Raw genomic sequence first — 24,119 nt, 5'->3', positions numbered from 1 at the left:
GAACAGATTTTGAATGACAAACGTGAGCCGGAGATGTATGCAAACATGTTTTACGATACATGCTTCATCATTGCTTAGAAGTTTTGCGCTGCTGTACGTGCTTGTCCAATGGCTTCGGCTTTGATCTGAGGCGCACGCTCTCCTGCTGAAGATATACCCTCGATGTATAGATGATCCACGTCAGTAATTCCCACAAAATTCAGTACGGTTTTCAGGTGACGGCTGCCGTTCTCCCGATCAGCGACAGGACCTGCGGAGTACACGCCGCCACTAGCTTGGATGTGGAACGCTTTTTTGTTTTTGAGCAGGCCGACCGGGCCGTTTTCGGTGTATTTGAATGTTTTAGCTCTGACACAGAAGGAATCAATGTATGCTTTCATCACCGGAGGATATGAGAAATTCCACATCGGTGTCACGAACACATATTTGTCTGCGGTCACGAACTCCTCCAGAAGTTCATTTAACTGAGTTACTTTTTGCTGCTGTTCCACTGTCAGTTGATTGAACGTACCGCCCGTTTGCAGCTTGCCCCACGCTTCCAATACGTCAGCATCAATGTACGGAATGTTGCGTCGATACAGATCCACATAAATAACCTCATCCTGTGGGTGGCTTTCGCGATAAGCTTGTACAAATTGTTCGCCGGCAGCAAGGCTGTAGGATGCTTCCGGGTTACCAGGGTGAGCAGTAATATATAATAATGTTGACATGGTTATGACTTCCTTTCTTATATAAACGAAATTTATGATGGGTAATGAGTTAGGCGAGGAATGGACCAAGACCATTGCCATACGACCAGTTTTCTTTCGTAACCTCAATAAGATTGATGAATACATCCTCTTTACGAATACCAATCTTCTGATGCAACTGCTCGGCAAGTGCCGCGTAAAAATCTTTTTTCACTTCATCAGAACGACCGATGTTCAAAGTGATTTGAATGATAAGAAATCCATCACTTCTTTCAATGTCGAGACACGTTGGATCAAAACTCAAATTTTCGCGATCCAGTTCTTCAATAATCAAAAACCGATCGTTTGCAGGTACATGCAGTTTATCCACGACAGTTTGCAAGACAACTTCCCCGATCTGCGTTTTCTCTTTACTCGGACGACCCTTCAGTGTAACAATGCGAGTTAAAGGCATCAGTGTTACCTCCTTGTTTTGTTTATGTTGATATGGATTATTTTATCTGCTACAATCCAGAGCACGAATGTACATAAGTTCGTGTTTGTTCGTGTGTTCAAGTTGCTCAAACTATGAAATTCAGGTGATTGAATGGATGACAGTAAATACGCAAAAGATTGGCCCCATGAATGGATCAAAAAAATTCGTACAAGACCTTCCAGACAAGAGACGTCAAAAAAGATGCGGCAAGTGGATCTGGCGAAGCGGGTTGGTGTTGATCCAAGGACGGTACAGCAATGGGAAAGTGGAGATCGTCTACCCAGCATCGGAAACCTCAAGCAGATTATTCAGGTTTTTTGGGAAGAAGGGTTGTTTCTGAAGGGAGATCCTCGCCAGGAAGCTGAACAGCTTTGGATGGCTGTAAAGCGTTTATCGGAAGCGCGTTCAGCCACGAGACGCGAGTTTGAGGATTTTGATAAAGCCTGGTTTGATACGCTGATGACAACCAAAGCTATACAGCCGGAGACAGGCAAAGAAAAGCGAGGTACCGCGGTCACGGCACCAGCCCGATTACGGAAGATGCCATCCACCTTTGTTGGACGACATCAATCCAGAGATGCCTTGGCGGAGCAGTTAACTCACCACGCGCTAGTTTCCATCATTGGATCTGGTGGAATCGGCAAAACGTCCCTTGCTGTCGAACTGGCTTCGACGCTTACGGAACGTTTTCCGCAAGGCATCTGGATGTTTGAATTTGGTGCAATCAGTGAAGCGCATGACGTGGGTCCGTTTCTTTTATCCACGCTGGGGCTGTCAAACCAAGGGAGCCAGCCCGATGTACAAGTTGTACTGGAAACGGCAATCAACCGTAATATGCTATTTATTTTCGATAATTGTGAGCATCTCATTGATGTCATCGCCACGGTGGCCGAGTCTCTTCTGGCAGAGGCACCAGAGTTATCCATTTTGGCGACCAGTCGAGAGCCACTTAACATTGCAGAAGAGTATGTTTACCGAATCCCTCCGCTTTCTTTTCCCGTGGATGAAGTCACACTGGATGAACTTTCCGAAACGGAATTGATAAACTATGAATCCGTACAACTGTTCCTGGAACGAGCCAGCATTCAGGCTCCCCATTTTGCGGTCTCCCTTCCCCATCTGAAACGGATTGCTTCGATATGCAAGAAAATTGGGGGCATCCCGTTAGCGATTGAGCTTGCTGTGGCACGAATGAATATGCTGACCCTGGAACAGATTGAAGAACGTCTGACGAATCAGCTGACCCTGCTGACCGTAGGCAAACGAACAGCCACGCCCCGGCACCAAACGTTACGTTCAACAATTGACTGGAGCTATAATCTACTTACGGGCAGGGAACGTCTTTTATTAAGACGGCTTAGTGTATTCGAAGGAGGTTTCACACTGGAGGCGGTGGAAGGAATCTGCATCTGTGAACCAGACATACCCGATCGGGAAGACCGCATAACTGTGGTAGACGTGGTTGATCTCTTGTCGAGCCTAGTTAACAAGTCTCTAGTCTCCACACAAATCAGCTCGCACTATGGCTCCATTCGCTATTTTCTGCTGGAGGCCATCAAGGAATATGCGAGTGACAAGTTCCGTGAAGAATCCGATGATCGCAAGCGAGATGCTCTCTATGAGCGTCATGTGAGGTATTACATGAAGTACCTTCTACAGGCTGAATCCCAATTTCGGAGCATTGAACGTGAGTCCTGCATCGAGGCGGTAAGACGGGAATATGCCAATCTGCGTTCTGCACTTCAATGGTCTTATTCAAGTGTTCAGGTCCGTCCTAGTGGTCTTCATATGGCGGCGCATCTGTATTGGTTCTGGCTTCACGAAGGCAGGTTGAAAGATGGGTTGTTTTGGTTGGAGAGATTTCTGTACACGGAAGAAGAAAGCCATGCCTTTCGTACGGATTCAGCCAAAGCGTGGCATGGATTGAGTATTATTCAATTTATACAGGGCCATACAAAAACAGCTATGGAAGCAGCGACACGAAGTGTGGAAATTGCCCGTGAACAACAAGAGATTTCCCTGTTAGCCTCATCCCTGCGTTTGCTCGCTTTTCTCCACATTAAGCAGAATTGTATCGAGGAAGCGGAAACGGTTGTACAGCAGAGTGCAGACTTGGCGAGAAGCGCTCATGACTCATGGAATCTTGCCTCTTCTCTGCATGCATACGGCAAAATACGGCTGGAACAGCACCGATACAATGATGCTTCCGTATTGCTGAGAGAAAGTGTACATCTCTTTGAAACGGTACAGGATCAGTGGGAAGTGTCCGGTCCCTATGAATGTCTTGGGTATACCGCTTTGAAACTCGGGAAGCTGGATCAATCAATCGAATATTTCAAGAAATGCATTGCCGCAAGCCAAATATATCGAGGGTCCTGGGTTCTCTCCCGAGGAATTGAGGGGTTAGGGATTACCTTATGCGCTCAGGGAGCGCTGACCGATGCAGCGATCCTTCTTGGAGCAGCCGAGAAAGGTCGTCAAGCCTATGATGAGGGTAGCATACCCAATTTTCCTGACGAACATCGTAAGAGTGTAAGCGCCATTCAGCAGGGTTTGCAGGAACAGGAATGGTATAGATGGTGGAACAAAGGGAAAGAGATGACCCAAGCTCAAGCGCTTGCCTACGCTTTGGAGATATAGAGGGTTGCCAATCGAATGAATAGATAAACTAGACGAACCATACGCTGTCCCCCTTGAACTACAAAGTGATGAAATTCATTTGCTTGTGGCCAAAGGGATTTTTTGATAACAACAAAAGTCGCCATAACACAACATTAAGCAAAACGAGCATACCTATGTTGTGTTGAAAAAGATTCTGTTTCCGCAAGTCAGGTAACCAGAACTGATCCAGGTCGGAATCACTGAAGGTGCACCCTCGCTAACAGTTTTTTCAGAAGTACAGACGGGTCATTACCTCGCACTAAAATTGTTAATAATCCTGATTCACTGGAAAATAAAGCATTAAAGATATAAACCTCGAATAATCTTTTTTCTTGAGCCCTCTCATATGATGAAAGTAATTCAATTTGCGCCTTGGAAACCACGTTGAACCAGAATAACGAGTGCACAGCAGAACTATGGTTACGATACCAACAAAAACCGGACTTTTCACTGGTTTACTTTACGGGCTGTGACAGCTTCGCTGGTACTACCCCGACCTACAATATACGCCTCCTCAGCCAGAGAGCAAGAAGCAGCTTGTCGCCAAGCTGGAGGAAGCAAGGCGCCACATGCATGAGATTGGGGCGTCGCTGCAGAACATAGACCCAGAGCGGCTGGACGCTCTCTTACAAACTGCAGTGTTATTTGGCTAACGGGACACGATGTTGAATGTTGACCACAACAGCGGCCAGTCTAGGATTTTATTTTCGCTTCCTTATCTGCCGCTGTTGCATTTGTCGGATCAGTCGAAAAACATATTTCTCAAAAGCTGACGACCTTTGAAATGGACAATCGCGTAAAATCAGCAACTCCAGTCTACAACTTTATTTTCTTCGAACATCAATTATGATAATTTTCTCGTTTAATCTAAAAATTTTCTTATTTAATATGACACCACTTTCTTCGAACAATAAAGTTGTGTACTAGCGAGTCAACTACAATTATTTCCCCCTGTGCGGATACAATAAAGTTGTGTGCCCGTCTTTACCTTTTCTAATATTTCTTTACGGGGTAACGTCAGGAAAATGCGGAATTACAACGTTCAGGAAATCCTCATATTAAAAGCCTGATTTTTCAATAAATGCTGGGAAATAAGACTTTTTTCGTTACTCCATTACAGCGCCCGTTTCAAGAAAAACCGTTTATGGTTTAGCTATAGGTATTAAGATTTCAAAATGAGGGTCGCTTGAGTCTGAATCATTTGCCTATTTTTCATGCTTTAAGCTGCTATTATGGAGGAGAAAATGTAACTAAGGCCTCCGGTTGCCTTAACAAATAATTTCCTCTCATGACCAGTCTCTTGTGTGTTTCAATGTAATATCGATAAACTTTGATAGAGCGGGGGAAATCCACTTGTTTTTATGATAAACAACTTGGGCTGAGATCTGTTTAAGATCACCTTTGCAAGGAATAACCTTTAACCTTCCATCCTTGATTTCATTATTTACAGTTATTAATGGTAAACAAGCAATACCCAGCCCACTCATTACGCAACGTTTTATCGCCTCAATACTCCAAAGTTCCATCGTGTTGGAAAGTAAGATTCCTCTTTCTCGAAGATATTCTTCAAACATGGTTCGATAACTGCATTCTTTCTCATTCGTGATCAAACACTCGTTTAACTTTTGGTTTTCATAGCTTTGATCTAAAACATTCAGCGGGTTGTCATGACTTCCAACAAGGACAATAGGCTCGTCCAATAAAGAATGTACGATTAAATCTGAATCCTGAAACGTTGGCATCATAAGAAATGCAATATCTGCACTACCATTAAGTATTGCTCTCTTGTTATCTCCGCAAGTAGCGTTACTTAGAATGATGCTTACATGGGGAAACTTATTTCTATATTCTCTTAATATAGGTTCAAGTCGATAAACCGTTAAAGATTCAGGAGCAGCAATCCTTAACTCGCCTCTTATTTCATCACCATCATTTACAATGCTTTCGATTTTCCCGTAAGTATCCAAAATTTCTTGAGTATAGTGCAATAATTTCTTGCCTATATCAGTCAATCTTACCTTTCGACCCATCCGATCAAATAGAGGTGCACCCAAATGTTCTTCAAGTGCTTGAATATGAGAAGTGACCGTGGATTGAGTGTAACCTAAATGTTCTGCTGCTTGTGTAAAGCTACCAAATTGAATAACTTTTTTAAATGTAATAAAATGACGTATTTCCATCAGTTCACCAACTTTCAATTTAATCTCAATTCTATAGTATCAAAAAAATCAATGGATAACTTCTCGAATTTCAATTTTACTAACAATTAGTTCCGGGTTAATCTTAAGGAAATTTGAAAACAGAAGGATATTATGTGAAAACCATTCTGGACGTACCTTTTAATTAAGGTATTTACAACGCTAAATAGTCAGGGAGGAGAAATGACATTACGAAAGTTAAAATCAAAAAAAATCCCCTAAACTGGGATGTGTTAGTGTCAAAGCGTCAAGGTCTCAGTAGAGATTTACCAGAAGGACAAGATTTGCTGAAGTGGGTGGCAAATACGGTCACGCTTATCTATGGTGAACAAGACGCAGTCCTCATTGATACATTTCTTACTATTAAAGAAAATCAAGCATTGGTAGATTGGGTTGTCAAAAGTGGTAAAAACTTAACCACAATCTATATCACTCATGGTCATGGTGATCATTTCTTTGGTATAAAGATGCTTTTAGATCGTTTCCCTGATGCAAGAGCGATAGCAACTCCAGGTGCTGTCAAAGCCATGCAAGAACAAATATCTCCTGAATCTTTCTGGCATAAACTCTTTCCTGGTGAGATACCTGAGGATCTAGTCGTCGCTCAGGAACTTGAAGGAAGTGAGTTCGAGCTAGAAGGACAAAAACTTATCGTGGTGAATACTGGGTTTACTGATACTGGAGATACAACGTCTCTACACGTCCCATCAATTGATTTAATCGTTTCAGGGGATGCAACTTATAACGACATTCATCTTTACTTGGCTGAAACCACTAACGAAACTCGAATTGAGTGGATAGCTGTGCTCGACAAACTTGAGGTACTAAAACCACGTGCAGTGGTTGCTGGACATAAGAAACCCGAAAATGAAGATAATCCCAAAATTATCGCCGAGACACAAAATTACATCCGAGATTTTAACCGATTGAATGAAATAACGGAAACAGCACAGGAGCTCTACCATAAGATGTTAGAACTCTATCCAAATAGAGCTAATCCAGGTGCACTTTGGGGAGCAGCAAAAGCAGCGAAATCTTAATAAAAGGTATATATAATAGCATTCTTTTAATAAACACGGTTGGAGGAGTTAATAAATGATTACGGTTTACGATGATAGTTATAAAGAAGAAGTCATTAAATTAATATTGCATGTACAGAATGTCGAATATGAAGTGGGTATTAGTCTTAAAGAACAACCGGACATTCTGGACATTCATTCAAATTATATAAATGATGGCGGTAATTTTTGGATAGCGTTAAATGATAACGGAGAGGTCGTAGGTTCAATTGGTTTGCAAAAGAAAAATAAGGAGGTTGCTGTATTAAAGAAATTTTTTGTTTATAAAGACTACCGTGGTAAAGAATTTGGGACAGGAAAAAAGCTTTATGAAGCACTGCTTGATTTTGCTAAGAAACAAGGTTTTTCTAAGATAATTTTAGATACCCCATCTAAAGCCACTAGGTCACACGGTTTCTATAAAAAGGCTGGATTTAAAGAGATTGATAAAGAAGATTTGCCAATTAAATATAATTATCCTGACCGCAATTCAATTATATTTCTATTAGAACTATAACAAAAGGAAAGAAGGTCTTATTTTTATGGAATAGTTAAACGGAGGGTTTGTCTTTGAAGAATAAGATTATATTGTTTTGTTTACTAAGTACTGTATTACTCGGAGTAATGAATAGTTTCTTTTTTAATTTAGCTCTCGTACCAATTGCTAAAGACTTAAATATTTCTATATCTTTTAGCAGTTGGTTTATCTTAGGGTATTCAATTATGGTTACAGTAGGTTCAATAATATACAGTAAGCTTGCTGAAAGCATTCAATTAAAAAAACTATATCTATTTGCTTTAGTTATCTTTGTTCTTTTCTCTATCTTGGGCTTTTTTATGGATCATTTTTATTTACTTGTATTATCTAGAATGGCACAAGGAGTCGGAGGGGCAGCCTTTATTTCACTGACAATGGTTGCAATTATAGATGTACTTGATCGAGCATTATTACCGATAGGTCTTGCTTTTATAAGCTTTGCTATGGCTTTAGGATCAGGTTTAGGACCTTTACTGAGTGGTATTATTCTATCCATAACGGATTGGCACATGTTATTTTTATTTATGAGTTGTGCAATAATTTTTATACCAATTTTATATTTTACTTTTCCAGAAAATAAGGTAGAAAATAAGACTCCATTTGATTGGTTAGGGACGTTTTATTTATTATTATGTATTCTCTTTTTATTATGTGCCTTGAACATTAATTTTCTTTTTATTGTTTTTTGTAGTTTATTTTCCCTAGTATTCATTCGCCATATCAATACCGTTTCTTACCCAATTATTGATAAAAAAATATTTAATAATACAATTTTTGTTAGAATAACTAGTCTTAGTTTTTTGTTATTTTTTTTGCTAGGAGCAAATGTTTTTCTTCTCTCTTATATTTTTTCTTATACTTTTAATCCCATACAGTCTGGAATCCTATTTTTTATAAGTGCTTTAATAGGAGGGTTTGCAAGTATAGGGATTGGGAAGAATATGACTAATAAAAATGTGAAAAAATTCTATAGAATAGGATTATATATTTTTTTCATAGGTTATTTAATTAGTATTTTTAACTCAAAAATAGGCATAGTATACATTTTAACAAGTGTTTGTTGCTTCATTGCCTTTTCTGTTGTACAAGTTGCTTTAAATAATTTATTAGATTTGGAACTGAAAGAATCCAAGAAAATAAGTATTGGTGTTTATAATTTATGCAATTTTATCGGTATGAGTATTGGTGTAGCATTATTTAGTAAATTAGTTATTATATTTAATATAAATATTTGTTTTATTTTTTTATTAGCGACTGTGATTACAAAAGGATTCATGTCAAACAATATTAATACAGCAAAAGGAAACTAGTACTGAGTGAAACTGAAGGGATTTTTCAGACAGATCGGTCATTGGCTGGTTAGTTAATCAGCTTTCCAACATACCCATTTATATTATTCCTTTGGATAGTAAAATAATATTTAACAATGGTAAGGAGATAACTGGATATGAAATATATTCGTTCAATACCTTTAGTTAGTTCCTAAGAGGGGTACGGAAACGATTCGGGGATTGAGAGGCCACATATAAAATAATCCCCAGTTATTATACCCCTTTTTCCTCTATTTCCTTTAAAACGCTGCCTGACTAACCCCTGTAATAGTACAAATTTCCTTTACAGTTTTATCTGTTGTTTTTCGTAATTCAATTGCATGGTTCATTCCTGGGTGTTTATCTGTATTTTTTTTACCCTTCCTTGATATTTTCCCTTTTGCTTAGCCAATTTTATCCCCGAACGTTGCTTTTCTTTAATCATTTCTCGATCTAGCTCACTGAATACTGCCATAACAGTTAAAAAGAATTTACCAGTAGGTGTTCTTGTATCAATTCCTAAGTTTAAGATAATAAAATGTATGTTTCTTTCACGAAGTTGTTCAACCAGCTGCAACAACTGTCAGTATTTCGATCAAGACCTTCCATTCTAGTCACAACTAAGGTATCCTCGGCAGCTATCTTGGAAAGAAGTTCACCCAATTGATGCTTCTGTTTAGAAACACCACTAATTTTCTCCTTTTACAATTTCGTTCACTCCAAATTATTAATCATCACCATTTAAAGTAGAAATGCCTTGATCCATCGGTACTTCTGATGAGTCAAGGCCCCCACTCTGTCCAAAACATATATTAAATAAAATTTCATTTATTAATTACATTTCTCACTAATTACGAAAAAAATTCTCATTAATTATGACACCACACATCACACATCGACAACAGCTTCTTAAATCTTGTAAGCCTTCATAGCTTTTCTTAACTCTTTGAATGAAGGACGTTTACCATACATTAAGACACCCGTACGGTAGATCTTGGCGGCCAGCCAACCGAACAACAAAATGGAGGCGACCAGAATACCAAGGGACAGCCAGATTTCCAGCAGGCTCGCCCGCTCCAGACCAATCCGCAGCAGCATGACAGTCGGCGAGAAAAATGGGATGTACCCGGCCACCTTAACGAAAATCGTATCAGGTGCGGCGATATTGAAGATACCGATATAAAAGGCTGCTAGTGACAGCACGGTAATCGGCATGATCGCCTGTCCCAACTCCTCGGTACGGCTAACGATGGAGCCCACCGCAGCGAACAATACTGCGTACAGAAAGTAGCCGAGGATGTAGAATACCAGACCATAACCCAACACCGCGATATTCAGTTGCGACAGATCCAGCCCGGCTGAGCTAAGAATGACATTATTATGCGGCAGCATAAGGTTGGCACATACAACGGCTGCAAAAACAGCAATTTGCAGTAGACCGACCAGGAAGATGCCGATAATTTTTCCGAACATCTGGGTCAACGGCGATACGCTTGTGATGAGAATCTCCATGATACGTGAGCTTTTTTCCGATGTCACCTCTGCAGCAATCATATTTCCTGTCATCATGGAGGAGGTGAAGAATAAAATCATCAGTACATAGACCAAACCATAGTTAATCATAGAGGTTTCTTTTTCCTCTGTCCCCACAGCTCCTCCTGCCTCAGATGGACCGTCTACTTCCCTGCTATCCACCATTACAGGTGTGCTAATTTCACGAATTTGATCGCTGGTCAATGCATTGCCGCCCATAATGGCTTTGACCTTAGCTTCCTGAAGTCCCGTCTGTAACAAAGTAATTACAGCAGGAGATGGCTCTTTTTCTATAGAGACGTACTCCACTTTAGGAAACGTGTCTCCCTTGGCGTCAGGCTCCGTGAACTGCACGTAACCTTGCAGCTCCCCGTTTTTCAAGGCTTGCTGCATGGCCGGCGTTTGTACGTTGTCATAACGCACCCAGATGGCTGCCGGGTTGGATTGCTTCTTGGTGAATTGCTCCAGCTGATTCGCCACTTCTATCCGGCTCCCAGCAATCAGTCCCAAGCGATGATGCTCGGCTGCCGTTGTGCCCGAACCTCCTGCCCCATCTCCTTTAAACAAAGAAATCATATACGGCAGATTCATACCAATTGTAATGAGCAAGGCCAGTACCAGCGTTGTAATGATAAAAGATTTGGTTCTCGCCTTCTGACGAAACGTAAAACCGATCACCGTACCCAGTCTATTCATGGGAATCACCCACCTCTCTTATGAAAATCTCGTTCAGCGTAGGTTCCTTGATCTCAAAATGCTCCACATCCGTTTGCTCCAACGCCGTTTGTAAAATCAACTTCGCCGCATCCGGCTGCTCAATATGCAGCATCCAGCCGCGATCCATAGGCTCTGCACGGCGCACGCCGGGCAGCTGCTCCAGTCCGTTCACTTCACCTGTAGTAATGAGACGAACTTTTTCACGTGGGTAACGGCCCTTAATCTCCTGCACACTTCCCTGCACAACTGTATTTGAGCGATGCAAAATCGTAATATGGCGGCATAGTTCCTCCACATGCTCCATGCGGTGGGTCGAGAATAAAATCGCAGCCCCATCATCCCGCAGCTCTTTCACCGTATCCTTAAGCAATTCAACGTTCACCGGATCAAGCCCACTGAAGGCCTCATCCAAAATAAGCAGCGTCGGGCGATGCACTACAGCAGCAATAAAACCCATTTTCTGCTGATTCCCCTTGGATAGCTCCTCAATCCGCTTGTCGTAATATTCCGGCACCCCAAAGCGCTCCAGCCAGTAGCGTAGACTTTTGTCCGCCTCCTTGGCCGACATGCCGCGCAGCCTGCCCAAATAGTTAATTTGCTCGCTCACCTTCACCTTGGGGTACAACCCTCGCTCCTCAGGCAAATAACCCATCGTCCGTTGGAGCTCCTTGCTGTAGGGCTTGCCCTCATATTGAATGTTTCCTCCATCAGGGTAAATCAGGCCGAGCACCATGCGCATCGTTGTCGTTTTGCCTGCTCCATTGCCTCCCAGTAGTCCGTAAATCTCCCCGCCGTTCACATTCAGCGAAATTCCGTTCACCGCCGTGTGGTTCCCATATTGCTTCACGACCTCTTTCAATTGCAGCATGCTCATGATTACTCCGCTCCTTTTTTCTGCGTATATATCTCCGCATCTTCTGATAGTTGTCCCGCAGACCAATGTACTAAAATATCATCCAGTTCCAAACGCCGCACACGGATGGGGCGTATGCCCGCTTGTTCCAATATGGCGCTGGTCTCTCCGGCTGCCAACGTTACAATTCGTTGCAATCCGCCTTCGCTCTCCGTCTCTACCACTCCCGGAAGCTCCGATGCCTCCTCTGGCGTGCCTTCAAACCACATTTCCTTGCTATTTTCGAGCAAATGGTCTTTTTCCAGCTTGCCGAGCAGCCTGCCATCATGCATCAGAACAATATAATCCGCCAAACGCTTAATCTCGTCTATAATATGAGTAGCAATAATGACCGTCGTTTTGCCGTTCTCCATACAATCCCGCAGTTCTTCCAGCATGATTTTCCAGGCAAAAGGGTCTAAACCCGACGAAGGCTCATCCAGCAGCAACAAACGGGGGTGAGGCGCCAAGGCTGCAGCCAGCTCAAACTTACGGCGCTCTCCCTTGGACATACGCGATAATTTCGTATGCTGAGGAACCTGAAATCGTTCCATCAGACGCTGAAAACGTGTTTCATCCCAGCCGGGATACCACAAGGCTCGAAAAGCCGCTGCTGCTTCTGCTGTGAGTCGATCTTCCTCACGCGTCGGCTGCTCTGACACATACCCAACCCATTGTCGTGTATCTGCTGGCATGCCGTCTGGATACGCTTGACCGAACCAACGAATTTCACCGGAATCCGGGTGGATAAGCTGAGTCAGCAGGTGAATCAATGTACTTTTGCCCGATCCGTTATGTCCAGCCAAAGCGACTACATATCCCGGTTCAATGGTTAGATTAATCGGTCCAATTTCCCGGTTACCCCGGGTTTTATAGACTTGGCTCATCTCAATAATCGGTGTTTTTATCTGTATCTCCATAGGAACTTCCACATGATGGTTTACATCGTTCTTCACGGGCGTCACTCCTTCACTTGGACTTCATACCTTCTCTTCACCATTTCTGCGAAAAGCACCAACAATTCCTGTTCTGTCATCTGCACAGCGATGCCTGTGTCAATCGCCGTTTCCAACGCCTCGGTCACTGCTTTAAGGCGGTAACCTGAGCGCTTATCGTCCTCAACCAAAGCTACGAAGGTGCCCGTCCCCTGCCGGGTACGAAGCAAGCCCTCGTTCTCTAAATCCTGATAGACCCGCCGGACGGTGATGACGCTGCAGCGGAGCGTCCCTGCAAACTCCCGAATGGAGGGAAGCAGCGTTCCCGCTGCAATCTGTCCGGTTACGATGAGTGAACGAAGTTGCTTTTCAATTTGTGCATACAGCGGTTCCGCGCTATTCTCATCAATTTGCACTGGTATATTCACCTGCTTCTCCCCCCTTTTTATCTATCTTTGTACACATACCGCTAAGTCAAGTCCCGTTTCATAAGCCTACGCTGTGTCACCTTATAGGACACCCACATACCCAGAACTCCTGCCAGCAACGCTCCCCACATCACCGGAGACAACAGCTGCCATTCCTTACTATAAAATGCCGTTATCAATACCAGATTGGCCCCACATACTCGAACTATAATCGTAACTATCCCACAAATAAGCATGATGACAATGGATATCCAAAAGTAGGACTTTCCTTTTTTAAGAAATTCTAAATGAATATAAATGGCTTGAATCAGCATTCCGTAGCCTATCCAGGTAAGTGCAAACGATACAAAGAAACCTGTACTGGCATATACCCGAAACGTAGCTGACAACGTAAAAAAGAGAGTGAAAAATATTACACTATTCATAACAAACGCCAAAAGCGCCTGTTGAATTCGACTCATAATCACCGCATTCATCGGTATAGGCAAGGTGCGGAAAAAGGCTAGCATATGCGTATAGGAATCTTCCTGAAGATATTTAAATGCACGACGGTTATAAATGAATCCGAGAAACGGAATCAGCACCAGCATGATAAAATCGGCTACTGGACTCAAGTTTCCACGCTCATCCCAATGCACACTTACAGCAAAACTCATGGTAAATCCCAAATACGCAATAAACAGCAATGTCCACAGCATGACATATGGATTGTTGCGAAAATCGTGCCGGGTAATCTTCCATGCCTGCTTGATGATTGTCATTTTCTTATCCTGATCCCTTCTGCACTGCCTGTAATGACGACCTCATTCTCTCTTCATACGAAGTTGTTATTACAGTAATCAGTGTTATTACTGTATATATCCTTATACACAGTATATAAACCATGAATTACAACTGTCAACACCTGAATGTAAATTGTGCGTACAATCACAAAAGCTCGCCAGGACCTATGCTACTCTGTAAATGATAAACGTTCTCAATCAAGGGGATGAACAAATGGATAAGCTACTGCACTGGGATGAGCCGATATTTAACCTTGTTAGCCGTTATCCCGAAGTGAAGGACATTATGGTAGAGTTGGGTTTTCACGATATCGCCAAGCCTGGCATGTTACAAACCGCAGGTCGTTTTATGACACTGTCCAAAGGTATTTCATTAAAAAAAGTAGCTATGGAAACCGTGGAACGCACGTTTTTGCAACATGGTTTTACCATTCAAAAATAAAGGAGCTAACGATCATGAGTGAGCTAATTAACAACCGTGAACATACAGCACAGGAATTAACGGAACGCCAACAAACGCTAAAGGAAATTATAAAAGAATTACATGCCGGGAAAAGCGTGGAGGAAGTCAAAGCGCGTTTCGCAGAGGCTGTTGGCGGAGTAAGCGTAGCCGAAATTTCGGCTATGGAGCATGCATTGATGACTGAGGAGGGAATTCCCGTATCGGAAGTGCAGCGTCTTTGTTCCGTGCATACATCGATATTCAAGGGTTCCATTGAGGATATCCACCGTCCTTCAGGACCAGAGGAACAACCGGGACATCCCGTTCATACCTTCAAGCTGGAAAATCGGGAGATCGAACAATTGGTCAACTTCAAGTTGTCATTGCACGCGGACCAATTTCAAAAGGACGACAGCCCCAAAATCATCTACAAGCTACTGGAAGATTTAAGTCTGCTGCTCGATCTCGACAAGCACTATAGCCGCAAAGAAAATCTGGTCTTTCCTTATCTAGAACGCTATGGAATTTTTGGCCCAACCAAAGTCATGTGGGGTGTGGACGACAGCATTCGTGCTGCGATTAAGGAGGCAAAGAGTCTGCTCACCGAATATAACGGAGATCGTGAACAGATTGGGAAGGCACTTGCCCATATCATGAGCGAAGTGAATGAAATGATATTCAAGGAAGAGAATATTTTGCTGCCGATGGCACTCAGTAAGCTGACAGAGGATGAGTGGCTGAAAATAGCCCGGGAAAGCGAAGAAATCGGGTTCTGCCTGACTGCTCCCGAACGTGAATGGATACCCGAACGGGCAGAGGAACCTGCAGAAGCCCTTGAGCAAACGGAAGGCACATCCGGAACACCGCAAGGCTTCGTGAGATTCGAGACGGGGATTATATCCGTACAACAATTGGAATTGCTGTTGAATCATCTACCCGTTGACCTGACTTTTATCGATGAAAATGATGTTGTTCGCTATTTTTCCCATGGTAAGGAACGAATCTTCGCGCGCACGAAAGCCGTCATTGGTCGTACCGTACAGAATTGCCATCCGCCCCAAAGCGTGCACGTCGTTGAGAAGCTGCTGGAAGATTTTAAAGCAGGCCGCAAGGATGTTGAAGATTTTTGGATTCCAATCAAGGACAAATTTGTCTACATCCGTTATTTTGCCATCCGTGATGCTGAGGGCCACTATCTGGGAACGTTGGAATTTACGCAAAATATTGCACCAATTCGTGCCTTGGAAGGACAAAAGCGTATTCTATCCGAATAGTATCCAACCGTAAGCCACCATGTTCAGGTTTTTGCCACCCAAACTTATAATATGTTGTTCTACTATAAGTTTGGCCCCCAGCTTTTCATAAAAAGTACATGCTGGATTATCTGCTAGCACCCATACGATTACAGAGTGAATATCCATACTATTAAAATGTTGAAGCAGACGTAAAAATAGTCTCTTTCCCAAGCCTAAACTATGGTATTCACTCAAAACGTAAATAGCCGTTATTTCTCCCCCATACGGGGGATATTCACCTGACTTTTCCGGACCCCCACTCACAAATCCGATGATTTCCCCCTTCTCATTTTCAGCAACGTATACCCGATGGCCGTCTTCACTGGATAGATTCGCATTCCACAGTTCTGTTCTTTGCTCATAGGAAAGCTGTTCCAGAACCTGGGCAGGCATTATATCTTTGTACGTCGTCCTCCAGCAATCTACGTGCACCTTGGCGATGCCCTCGGCATCTGATATCGTTGCTTCCCTGATGTTCATGTGAGTTCCACTCCTAGTTTCCAATATTATGCACTCTATTATATCGACGATCCAAATCTTGATCTATAATAAGAATATTCATTGTTTAGTGAAGTTGGATAGGATAACCCGTTCACTACACTACTCGTTTACTGGGGGATTCTACTTGAATAAAATTGTTTCATTTTATGTGCCGCTTGGCATTTCGTCATTAATTGCTGCACTAACGCATGTCATCGTCAATGCCGTGCTTGCTCGTTCGGAACATCCTTCGTTTACATTAAGCAGCTATGCGGTCGCCGTCAGCCTGTGCCTACTGTTGGAAACTCCGTTAACCGCTGTACGGCAAATGACCACGAAATTCGGTTATGATCGCAAGTCCGTTCATTCTATCGGTATTTTATGTACGTTCGTCGCTGTGGCTGTATTGATCATAGGCTGGAGCATCGGGTTGACGCCCGTAGGCAATCTGGTCTTTCAATATGTATTTGGTGTGTCCCCAGTATTGATCGAACCCACCAAGAACGTATTTCAGGTTCTTACTTTACTATACATATTGGTAGCTGTCCGTAACATATATCAGGGACTTATTATTAACAAGCACCGAACGGCATGGATGACATTCAGCTCGTCCATACGTATTATCGTGATGCTAATTGCTTCCTGGTTTTTGATCCGTGCTGGCTGGACGAATGACGGACGAGTCGGTGCCGCCATTTTTATTGCAGGTATTCTCATAGAGCTGGTCGTTACTTTTTTAGAAGGCCGGGTTCTCAAAAGAAAGCTGCCTCCTGACAACGCGGAGCAAACCATCCATCATGCGAAGCATCTCCTACCTTTTTATCTTCCTTTGCTATATTCGGCGCTGGTGCTGGTTATCCTGAATCCTTCCATCCAAGCTGCGCTGAACAATACAACTGATCCACTTTTGGCCGTGGCATCCTTTTCTGTAGCACTGCAAATCCTAAATCTATTGGTCTGGTTTTGCAGCTCTTTGCATCAAATTGTGATTCAATTTTATACGTCCAAGCGCAGGGAAGTGCTGATATTTTTGAGCTTTTTGTCTATCCTGTCGCCGCTGCTACTACTGTTACTTTCCTTCGGATTTGCTGGCGATCCTGTGTTACGGAATGTATTGGGATTGGAAGGAAAATTGTTGCTAGAAACCAGAGGATTGCTTCGCATACTGGCTGTCTATGTCGCATTTTATCCTTGGGTGGAATATTTTATTGGGCGTTCGATATTGATCGGCAATACCAAACCTATCTTTATCGGCAGGCTGTTTTCTGTAAGCTTTGCGATTCTCGCGCTTATTCTGTGTATCTGCTTTTTTTCAGGACTGGACGGCAAAGTGGCGGGAATTGTGATGGCTGTTTCCTCCCCTGTCGAGCTGGGTATTTATCTGTTGCTTTACCGAAAAATCTCTACAACCACGATGAATGTGTCATCCTGAAAAAACTTACCTAGAGAGCCTTATGCAAACGCCCCGCACATTGACTCCCTATGGCACAACTCTCTTTTATGAGGTCAAAATATAAGGGCCGTTCTTTGTAATCGCAATCGTGTGCTCGTATTGAGCCCCCCAACTGCCATCTGCTGTGCTGATGGTCCAGCCATCGTCCCCCCAGAGCACGGCCCCCTCGGTTCCGAGGGTAAATACCGGCTCAATGGTAATCACCATCCCTTCGCGCAGTGGTAATCCCGTTTTGGGACGACCGTAGTGCAGAACCTCTGGCGGCTCATGCATTTGGCGGCCAATGCCATGCCCGATCAGAGGCTTGACGTTGCCGAACCGCCGCCAGCCTGCTGTTTTTTCCACAGCATGCCCGATATCCCCCAACGTCCTCCCCGGGCGGGCAACCTCGATACCCCGTACCAATGCCTTATGGGTCTGCCGCAACAGTCGTGCTACCGGGCGGCTAATGTTACCTACCGCATAAGTCCATCCTCGGTCAGCCAGCCAACCATCTTTGTTAACCACAATGTCGATGGTCACAATATCCCCATCATGAAGCACCCGCTCCGAGGGAAAACCGTGACATACCACCTCGTTGACCGAAGCACAGGTGGCATAAGGGAAACCTTTATAGCCCTTTTGTTCAGGCGTGGCTCCACGCTTGCTTAAAAACTGCTCCACCCAAGCATCGATTTCAAGCGTTGTAATTCCCGGAAGAATACGACTTTCCAGCGCACGATGGCAATCTGCCAAAATACGTCCGGCCTCCCTCATGTAGCCGATTTCCTCCGGTGTTCGTATCGCTATCTCTATTGGAATCCGCCTCCTTTGAGCATACAAATTCACTAAACCTATCCCATTGTATGCACGGCGGACACAAAAAAACCGTCTCCTCTGTGGATAGACGGTTTATAAAAGTCGTATTTCTAGTTTTTCGGGTAATCGAACCCTTTAAGATACTGAAGAATTTATGCGACCGAGTTCGTTTTCCACCACCATGGTCAACTCTTCCTCATACCCTCCTGTAATCCGGTATTTTCGCACATATTCCTTTACAAATTTTTTGGGATCCTTAGGCCGGAAAATTCGAGTCATTTCCCGCAGACTTTCCTTAACTTCATTGTGACCTTTCGTTGCCATGTAACTCCCTCCCAAAACGTTGAAAATAAGTGCTCCGTTGAAGAGAATGCCGAAAAGTATTGATGTCCTTATGCAGTGAAGTAGTATGTCTAATTGCAGCTTAGGTCGGGAACACCTTATACAAGGCATGTACCTGACACTATTATTAACCGATTTTCTTTTGGCTGAATCACTACCCCATTATAACATATTCAGATACAGCTTTCAGCTTTCCAGTAAATTTACATTGATTTTACCTATCTTTTACGCATCATGTCATTTGGGGTACTCAATCAGCTGTTGCACAGGAGGTATACCTTATTTATCGGTTTTTGGAGTGTATGTGTTTGGGGTAAAATAAATAAACATAACAAGGAGGGAAAAGGATGCGCCGCTATGCTCCGCTGTTCACTGCACCTGTTGCCCGTATGTCTGCCCTGAACATAGGAACTTGTGAAGAGGAGGGCATCAATGTCTCCCTACTTGATCAGGCAGACCGTGAAATCCAAGCCAAGTTTCCTAAAATGCACAGCTTCCTGCTGCTGCGCCACGGCAAACTGATCTGGGAACGCTATTATAATGGGCATGAAGTAAGCTCTCTGAACGATTTGCGATCCGCAACCAAAAGCTTTACTTCCACGCTCATCGGCATAGCTATGGCTCGCGGTGATATGCCCGGGCCAGAGACGGCTGTGCATAAGCTGTTGTCTGAGTATTTACCTAGGCGGAAGGAAACACTGCTAGAGCAGATTACGATTCGCCATCTGTTGACCATGACATCCGGCTTGTATTGGCAGACGGGCAAAAAGCTCGGAGAAGCTTTTATCCACCGTTTTCATCGCAGCAAAAGCTGGCCGTCCTTTGCCCTACGTTTACCTGTACAGGAGGACCAACTCGGTGTATTCCAATATCGTAGTGTTGATTCTCACCTGTTGTCCGTGCTGCTGACCCAATGCTGTGGGATTGACGCCTATACGTACGCTCTCCAGCATCTGTTCGAACCCTTAGGTTTTGGAAGAAGTGGTTGGGCACAAGATCCAGAGGGCTACACCATGGGACACATCGGGCTATATCTGACATCGCGTGACATGGCTAAATTCGGCGATTGCTGCCTTCATCAAGGCAGCTGGAACGGAAAAGAATTGATTCCGGCCGATTGGCTGCATCAGGCGACACAGCGACAGGTTGAAGGCTATCCAGAATTCGGAGATTACGGATTCCAATGGTGGACAGGACGACTCCACGGCATCAACTACGCGTGTGCGCACGGACATGGAGGACAGCAAATTTATCTTGTGCCAGAAGCGAACGCAGTCGTGGTATTTACAGCAGACAGCAAGGTGAGCCGTTGGAAAAATCCGCGAACACTGCTGGAGCGCTACGTTTTTCCAGCCGTATCCTCCCTCAACTTAGAACGTTCCTGATATGAGCTTCATGTGCTTATTGAATATAGGGGGCTAAACAATCATGGAAGTCTCAGCACCAAAAATTCTAATATTATACGCCAGTTACGGGGAAGGCCATGTGCAGGCCGCTCGGGCAATTATGGACAGTTTGCGAAGACTCGGACGCTGCGAGGTACAACTTCTCGACCTGATGGCTGAATCTCATCCCTGGTTGAACGGTCTGACCAAATTTGTATATATGCAAAGCTTCAAAACCATTCCTCAGCTTTACGGCTGGGTCTATAACATCACGCGCGGTATGCAGGCTAAATCGGCCTTCGGCCATGTGTTGCATTCATTCGGAATGCGTCAACTTACGCTCACTCTGAAAAAGGAGTTGCCGGATCTCGTGATACATACGTTCCCGCAGCTCGCCCTCCCGGCGTTACGCCGCAAAATGGGAATGAATTTGCCTATTGTCAACGTGGTTACAGATTTCGATCTGCATGGGCGCTGGCTGCATCCCGATATTGACCGCTACTATGTAGCCACTGAGGATATTCAGCAGGAAGCCGCCCAGCGGGGAATACCTATCGAACGCATTATCGCTACGGGTATTCCGATTCACGCTTCTTTTTATAACATGTCTGCCGACGAAATTCCTGTTCAGGAACAGGTAATTCCATCACTACAGTCTGAGACTACTACGCTACTCATTATGGCTGGCGCCTATGGTGTGCTATCCGGCATACTGGATATCTGTCGGCAATTAAGCCAGCTTCCTCAGTTGCGGCTACTGATCGTCTGCGGACGTAACCAGCAACTGAAAGCAGAAGTGGATGCGCTGTATGCAGACCACCCGGATATTTACACCTATGGATTCGTGGACTTTGTTCCAGCACTTATGCGTGCGAGCAATCTGGTGATTACGAAGCCCGGCGGCATCACACTCTCGGAAAGTATTGCATCCGGTTTACCTATTCTTGTGTTCAAGCCCGTACCCGGTCAGGAGCTAAATAATGCTCTGTATTTGCAGCAAAAAGGAGCTGCCCGTATTGCTCGCACTACGGAGGAGCTGATTCAGCATTGTCTCGACCTGATTTCCACCCCCTCTCTTGCCGAAGAGATGATGCAGGCGATTGAGCTGCTTCGTAAACCTCATCCCGCAGACCAGATTGCCGAGGATATTTTGCATCAGCTTGTGGATAAAAGACCTTCCGTCCGGACAAATTAACGAAGAATAAAGTCAGACGGAGGGGATACCTATGGAACACAAAGGGAAGGATTTGCTCCCACTAACAGGAGAAAAGGTAGAAGTGGATGGTGTTTATATTGATGAGGATGGACATGAGCAGCATTTGCACAGAGGTCAGCATTTTCCCGCTGATGTTGTTCTGGGTACTTCCGAGTGGAAAATGACCGAATACGCCTTTGATAATCATCATGAAGGACGTACTGATGAACGACTTATCCCCAAAGAGGACGATGAGGATAAAAAGGGTAAAATCACACATCCACGCCGTCGTTTACAACGCGGAGATCGCTAAATAAGACAACTTATCCACGGTTAATACCAATCTGTTGATATTTTGTGGACAATCTGTGTGCAAAATGAGCTTAATCGCTATATTGTCTACAGTTTGTGCACAATTTGTGCATAACCCATGCTTATTTTGTGGACAAGTAGTAGCGTATAGTGGATAAAATGCATACAACATGTGCAAAACCTGTGTATAACCCTGTGAATGACTGAGCGAATCCTTTTCGTTCAGTCTTTTTCGTGTTTTTATACACATTCCCTGATTGAACTTTTTCTGGCGTTTCGGGTATATCTTTAATTCCTGTCCTCATAGCTTGTATAGTACGGATAACTTATAAAGGGGGATTTGCCTGACATGTCAGTCTATAAGTCTTCCACGGGATTGGATGAAAATATAGCAGCTGTCCTGTGCTATCTGTTCGCATTTATTGGCGCACTGGCCTTTGTCATGCTGGAAAAGAAAAGTCGATTTGTATTATTTCACGCGCTGCAATCCATATTTCTGTTTGTCACCCTCATGATCGGGCATGTGCTTGTTGGATTCATTCCGCTGCTCGGTCCTCTGCTCGCTTCCCTGCTAACGCTGGCAGGCCTTGTATTGTGGGTCATCCTGTTAATTCGCGCGGGACAAGGCAAGTGGCTCAAGCTTCCCTGGGTAGGTGATCTGGCTCTTCATCAAGCCCGGCAGTTGTGAAGACAACAAAAAACCTTGATCCTTAGCAGGATTCAAGGTTTTTGCTGTTTCGATGATTACTTTTTATCGCATGTTCGCTTCTTCTGTCCTATATGAATGTATCCCAGCTTATCTGGGTTGACCATTAAATAAAAACTCTGAATATGCTCCCCGTCTGGTGTCAGTCTGAGGCATAAGGTTTCTCTCACTTTTCCATCTTCCAGAAATGCCAGCTGGACCTCGCCATTGATGACGGTGTGGAACACATCTCTTTCTCGTAAAACGGTTAATACCCGTCGAGAAGTCAACAGGGCAAGAACGCCTTTGCGCACAACCATCGGTCTCATCACCGTATGCACATTACCTCCGCCATCTGACACGAATACAGGTTGTTCAGCCAGTAGTTCCAGCATAGCAGTCACATCGTAGGCAAGAAAGGCGGTTGTAAAACGTTCTAGTAGTTTTATTCGGGATGAGTTATTCATATTACGACTGGACTGAGCCTCAAGAGCAGATTCTCCTGAAGATAGAATACGACGGGAGCGACTGAACAACTGACGACAGTTGCTCTCAGTCTTCCCCAGCAATTCCGCAATATCTTTGTAATCATATTGAAAAGCTTCCCTCAGCACAAAAACAGCCCGCTCTATCGGCTTTAGCTGCTCCAGCAAAACCAGAAAAGCGTAAGATATCATGTCTTTACGCTCTAACCAATCCGCAGGGAGATCTGCGCTTTCACCCAACGGCTCCGGCAGCCACTGTCCTACATATGTCTCTCTTTGCTTGCGCGCAGAGTTCAGCAGATTCAGACACCGGTTCATCGTCATTTTGGCTACATAGGCTTTGGGATTGTGTATATCATCCAAGGGCTTATTCTTCAGCTCGACAAAGCAGTCTTGAACTACATCCTCGGCATCCGTAACCGTTCCAAGCATGCGATAAGCAATGGCAAAAGAATATTTGCGATATCTTTGATACAGCTCCTCCAGATTTAAATCCACCGATTCTTGTTCAATTCTGTGTTCTTTGCCAGACAAAGCATAGCCCCCTGTTCATTAAAGAATGCCCGGATACATTCCCGTTGCAATTGCAATCCGGTTCCAACTGTTAATCACGTTAACCGCGGTTATCAAATCTACGTATTCTTCCTCTGTAAAATGTTCTCTGACCCTATTGTACAAATCCGTAGGTACCCCTTGTTCAGAGATACGGGTAACCGCTTCAGCTAATTCAAGCATAACACGTTCTTTTTCCGTGAACAAAGGAACCTCCCGCCATAAGGCTAGCTGCAAAATGTGGTCAGCATAATCCCCCAGCTTGAGCAAATCCTTCGCATGCATATCCAGACAATAGGAACATCCATTGATTTGGGATACTCTAATTTTCAGTAGTTCGTACAATACTTTGTCTGTAAAACGACCGGAAATGTATTTTTCCATCTCCATCATTACCTTGAATGTGCTAGGACTCACTGCTCTGTGATTGAATCTCAAACTCACGATACATCGCCTCCATTATTGGTTTACATATAGAA

24 protein-coding genes and 1 pseudogene are annotated in these 24,119 nt (G+C 44.0%); 11 read left to right on the top strand and 14 right to left on the bottom strand.

Annotated elements, in window-relative coordinates:
• Positions 1-74 precede the first annotated feature (74 nt).
• A complete protein-coding gene (locus NSQ58_RS16795) occupies positions 75-710 on the bottom strand; it encodes an FMN-dependent NADH-azoreductase (protein ID WP_341057888.1) in 636 nt (211 codons plus the stop codon).
• A gap of 49 nt (positions 711-759) precedes the next feature.
• The gene (locus tag NSQ58_RS16790) at positions 760-1,143 is read right to left on the bottom strand and encodes a tautomerase family protein (protein ID WP_023986848.1); all 384 of its coding nucleotides are present in this window, start codon (positions 1,141-1,143) and stop codon (positions 760-762) included.
• Positions 1,144-1,275: 132 nt separating this feature from the next.
• Here NSQ58_RS16790 and NSQ58_RS16785 point away from each other — a divergent pair, with 132 nt between their 5' ends.
• Complete coding sequence (locus tag NSQ58_RS16785) at positions 1,276-3,804, top strand: helix-turn-helix domain-containing protein (protein WP_209940910.1); 2,529 nt, start codon at positions 1,276-1,278, stop codon at positions 3,802-3,804.
• 1,307 nt (positions 3,805-5,111) lie between these two features.
• On the opposite strand, the gene NSQ58_RS16780 is transcribed toward NSQ58_RS16785, so the two are convergent.
• Complete coding sequence (locus NSQ58_RS16780) at positions 5,112-6,023, bottom strand: LysR family transcriptional regulator (RefSeq protein WP_264454225.1); 912 nt, start codon at positions 6,021-6,023, stop codon at positions 5,112-5,114.
• A gap of 236 nt (positions 6,024-6,259) precedes the next feature.
• Here NSQ58_RS16780 and NSQ58_RS16775 point away from each other — a divergent pair, with 236 nt between their 5' ends.
• The 3 genes from NSQ58_RS16775 to NSQ58_RS16765 are packed head-to-tail and all read left to right on the top strand — an operon-like array spanning position 6,260 to position 8,929.
• Entirely contained in the window at positions 6,260-7,063 is an 804-nt protein-coding gene (locus NSQ58_RS16775) for an MBL fold metallo-hydrolase (RefSeq protein WP_209940909.1), read from the top strand.
• 55 nt (positions 7,064-7,118) lie between these two features.
• Positions 7,119-7,598: a GNAT family N-acetyltransferase gene (locus tag NSQ58_RS16770; protein ID WP_076295406.1), complete on the top strand. Its 480-nt coding sequence runs from the start codon at positions 7,119-7,121 to the stop codon at positions 7,596-7,598.
• 53 nt (positions 7,599-7,651) lie between these two features.
• Complete coding sequence (locus NSQ58_RS16765) at positions 7,652-8,929, top strand: MFS transporter (protein WP_028541115.1); 1,278 nt, start codon at positions 7,652-7,654, stop codon at positions 8,927-8,929.
• A gap of 260 nt (positions 8,930-9,189) precedes the next feature.
• On the opposite strand, the pseudogene NSQ58_RS16760 reads toward NSQ58_RS16765, so the two are convergent.
• From NSQ58_RS16760 to NSQ58_RS16735, 6 genes and pseudogenes are all read right to left on the bottom strand, one after another.
• Positions 9,190-9,653 (bottom strand): annotated as a pseudogene (locus NSQ58_RS16760) (recombinase family protein); the annotation flags it as partial.
• A 185-nt stretch (positions 9,654-9,838) separates the two neighbouring features.
• Complete coding sequence (locus tag NSQ58_RS16755) at positions 9,839-11,158, bottom strand: ABC transporter permease (RefSeq protein WP_341057886.1); 1,320 nt, start codon at positions 11,156-11,158, stop codon at positions 9,839-9,841.
• Positions 11,151-12,053 carry an ABC transporter ATP-binding protein gene (locus tag NSQ58_RS16750; protein WP_023986841.1) on the bottom strand — a complete coding sequence of 301 codons (903 nt, stop codon included), beginning with the start codon at positions 12,051-12,053 and terminating at the stop codon, positions 11,151-11,153. Before NSQ58_RS16750 ends, NSQ58_RS16755 begins: the two co-directional genes overlap by 8 nt.
• 2 nt (positions 12,054-12,055) lie before the next feature.
• Positions 12,056-12,991, bottom strand: a complete 936-nt coding sequence (locus tag NSQ58_RS16745; protein ID WP_341058525.1) for an ABC transporter ATP-binding protein — start codon at positions 12,989-12,991, stop codon at positions 12,056-12,058.
• A 41-nt stretch (positions 12,992-13,032) separates the two neighbouring features.
• Positions 13,033-13,434, bottom strand: coding sequence for a GntR family transcriptional regulator (locus tag NSQ58_RS16740; RefSeq protein ID WP_013308618.1), 402 nt, complete (start codon positions 13,432-13,434; stop codon positions 13,033-13,035).
• A 41-nt stretch (positions 13,435-13,475) separates the two neighbouring features.
• Entirely contained in the window at positions 13,476-14,195 is a 720-nt protein-coding gene (locus tag NSQ58_RS16735) for a hypothetical protein (protein ID WP_160788822.1), read from the bottom strand.
• Between the two features lie 235 nt (positions 14,196-14,430).
• Between NSQ58_RS16735 and NSQ58_RS16730 the strand changes: the two genes are divergently transcribed.
• On the top strand, positions 14,431-14,658 hold the full coding sequence (locus NSQ58_RS16730; RefSeq protein ID WP_023986837.1) for a DUF1858 domain-containing protein: 228 nt from the start codon (positions 14,431-14,433) through the stop codon (positions 14,656-14,658).
• 14 nt (positions 14,659-14,672) lie between these two features.
• Entirely contained in the window at positions 14,673-15,932 is a 1,260-nt protein-coding gene (locus NSQ58_RS16725; protein ID WP_028541119.1) for a DUF438 domain-containing protein, read from the top strand.
• Here the strand turns inward: NSQ58_RS16725 and NSQ58_RS16720 are convergent.
• A complete protein-coding gene (locus tag NSQ58_RS16720; RefSeq protein ID WP_028541120.1) occupies positions 15,921-16,433 on the bottom strand; it encodes a GNAT family N-acetyltransferase in 513 nt (170 codons plus the stop codon). The genes NSQ58_RS16725 and NSQ58_RS16720 overlap by 12 nt on opposite strands.
• 145 nt (positions 16,434-16,578) lie before the next feature.
• Here NSQ58_RS16720 and NSQ58_RS16715 point away from each other — a divergent pair, with 145 nt between their 5' ends.
• Complete coding sequence (locus tag NSQ58_RS16715; protein ID WP_023986834.1) at positions 16,579-17,865, top strand: hypothetical protein; 1,287 nt, start codon at positions 16,579-16,581, stop codon at positions 17,863-17,865.
• A 66-nt stretch (positions 17,866-17,931) separates the two neighbouring features.
• Here the strand turns inward: NSQ58_RS16715 and map are convergent, their stop codons facing one another.
• Positions 17,932-18,714, bottom strand: a complete 783-nt coding sequence (map, locus tag NSQ58_RS16710; RefSeq protein WP_080751590.1) for a type I methionyl aminopeptidase — start codon at positions 18,712-18,714, stop codon at positions 17,932-17,934.
• Positions 18,715-18,819: 105 nt separating this feature from the next.
• The gene (locus NSQ58_RS16705) at positions 18,820-19,008 is read right to left on the bottom strand and encodes a hypothetical protein (protein WP_007428354.1); all 189 of its coding nucleotides are present in this window, start codon (positions 19,006-19,008) and stop codon (positions 18,820-18,822) included.
• A gap of 365 nt (positions 19,009-19,373) precedes the next feature.
• Here NSQ58_RS16705 and NSQ58_RS16700 point away from each other — a divergent pair, with 365 nt between their 5' ends.
• The 4 genes from NSQ58_RS16700 to NSQ58_RS16685 all read left to right on the top strand — a co-directional run bounded on the left by NSQ58_RS16700 (position 19,374) and on the right by NSQ58_RS16685 (position 22,606).
• On the top strand, positions 19,374-20,411 hold the full coding sequence (locus NSQ58_RS16700) for a serine hydrolase domain-containing protein (protein WP_341057885.1): 1,038 nt from the start codon (positions 19,374-19,376) through the stop codon (positions 20,409-20,411).
• Between the two features lie 43 nt (positions 20,412-20,454).
• Entirely contained in the window at positions 20,455-21,606 is a 1,152-nt protein-coding gene (locus NSQ58_RS16695) for an MGDG synthase family glycosyltransferase (RefSeq protein WP_076158728.1), read from the top strand.
• Between the two features lie 31 nt (positions 21,607-21,637).
• Entirely contained in the window at positions 21,638-21,919 is a 282-nt protein-coding gene (locus NSQ58_RS16690) for a hypothetical protein (protein ID WP_023986830.1), read from the top strand.
• Between the two features lie 348 nt (positions 21,920-22,267).
• A complete protein-coding gene (locus NSQ58_RS16685; protein WP_023986829.1) occupies positions 22,268-22,606 on the top strand; it encodes a DUF4870 domain-containing protein in 339 nt (112 codons plus the stop codon).
• Positions 22,607-22,662: 56 nt separating this feature from the next.
• Here NSQ58_RS16685 and NSQ58_RS16680 read toward each other — a convergent pair whose 3' ends face one another.
• Positions 22,663-23,622: a sigma-70 family RNA polymerase sigma factor gene (locus NSQ58_RS16680; RefSeq protein WP_028541124.1), complete on the bottom strand. Its 960-nt coding sequence runs from the start codon at positions 23,620-23,622 to the stop codon at positions 22,663-22,665.
• Between the two features lie 18 nt (positions 23,623-23,640).
• Positions 23,641-24,084, bottom strand: a complete 444-nt coding sequence (locus NSQ58_RS16675; protein ID WP_023986827.1) for a carboxymuconolactone decarboxylase family protein — start codon at positions 24,082-24,084, stop codon at positions 23,641-23,643.
• Positions 24,085-24,119 lie beyond the last annotated feature (35 nt).

It is taken from the genome of Paenibacillus sp. FSL M7-0134, assembly GCF_038007865.1.
GTDB lineage: Bacteria > Bacillota > Bacilli > Paenibacillales > Paenibacillaceae > Paenibacillus > Paenibacillus polymyxa_B.
The sequence above is the reverse complement of the archived record's forward strand: the minus strand, read 5'-3'. Positions and strand labels throughout refer to the sequence as shown.

Excerpts from the sequence above, each read along its gene's own strand:
- NSQ58_RS16755 (WP_341057886.1), bottom strand. The coding sequence starts at position 11,158 with ATGAATAGACTGGGTACGGTGATCGGTTTTACGTTTCGTCAGAAGGCG.
- NSQ58_RS16730 (WP_023986837.1), top strand. The coding sequence starts at position 14,431 with ATGGATAAGCTACTGCACTGGGATGAGCCGATATTTAACCTTGTTAGC.
- NSQ58_RS16750 (WP_023986841.1), bottom strand. The coding sequence starts at position 12,053 with ATGAGCATGCTGCAATTGAAAGAGGTCGTGAAGCAATATGGGAACCAC.
- NSQ58_RS16745 (WP_341058525.1), bottom strand. The coding sequence starts at position 12,991 with ATGGAGATACAGATAAAAACACCGATTATTGAGATGAGCCAAGTCTAT.
- NSQ58_RS16725 (WP_028541119.1), top strand. The coding sequence starts at position 14,673 with ATGAGTGAGCTAATTAACAACCGTGAACATACAGCACAGGAATTAACG.
- NSQ58_RS16790 (WP_023986848.1), bottom strand. The coding sequence starts at position 1,143 with ATGCCTTTAACTCGCATTGTTACACTGAAGGGTCGTCCGAGTAAAGAG.
- NSQ58_RS16695 (WP_076158728.1), top strand. The coding sequence starts at position 20,455 with ATGGAAGTCTCAGCACCAAAAATTCTAATATTATACGCCAGTTACGGG.
- NSQ58_RS16720 (WP_028541120.1), bottom strand. The coding sequence starts at position 16,433 with ATGAACATCAGGGAAGCAACGATATCAGATGCCGAGGGCATCGCCAAG.
- NSQ58_RS16700 (WP_341057885.1), top strand. The coding sequence starts at position 19,374 with ATGCGCCGCTATGCTCCGCTGTTCACTGCACCTGTTGCCCGTATGTCT.
- NSQ58_RS16735 (WP_160788822.1), bottom strand. The coding sequence starts at position 14,195 with ATGACAATCATCAAGCAGGCATGGAAGATTACCCGGCACGATTTTCGC.
- NSQ58_RS16705 (WP_007428354.1), bottom strand. The coding sequence starts at position 19,008 with ATGGCAACGAAAGGTCACAATGAAGTTAAGGAAAGTCTGCGGGAAATG.
- NSQ58_RS16785 (WP_209940910.1), top strand. The coding sequence starts at position 1,276 with ATGGATGACAGTAAATACGCAAAAGATTGGCCCCATGAATGGATCAAA.
- NSQ58_RS16690 (WP_023986830.1), top strand. The coding sequence starts at position 21,638 with ATGGAACACAAAGGGAAGGATTTGCTCCCACTAACAGGAGAAAAGGTA.
- NSQ58_RS16795 (WP_341057888.1), bottom strand. The coding sequence starts at position 710 with ATGTCAACATTATTATATATTACTGCTCACCCTGGTAACCCGGAAGCA.
- NSQ58_RS16770 (WP_076295406.1), top strand. The coding sequence starts at position 7,119 with ATGATTACGGTTTACGATGATAGTTATAAAGAAGAAGTCATTAAATTA.
- NSQ58_RS16685 (WP_023986829.1), top strand. The coding sequence starts at position 22,268 with ATGTCAGTCTATAAGTCTTCCACGGGATTGGATGAAAATATAGCAGCT.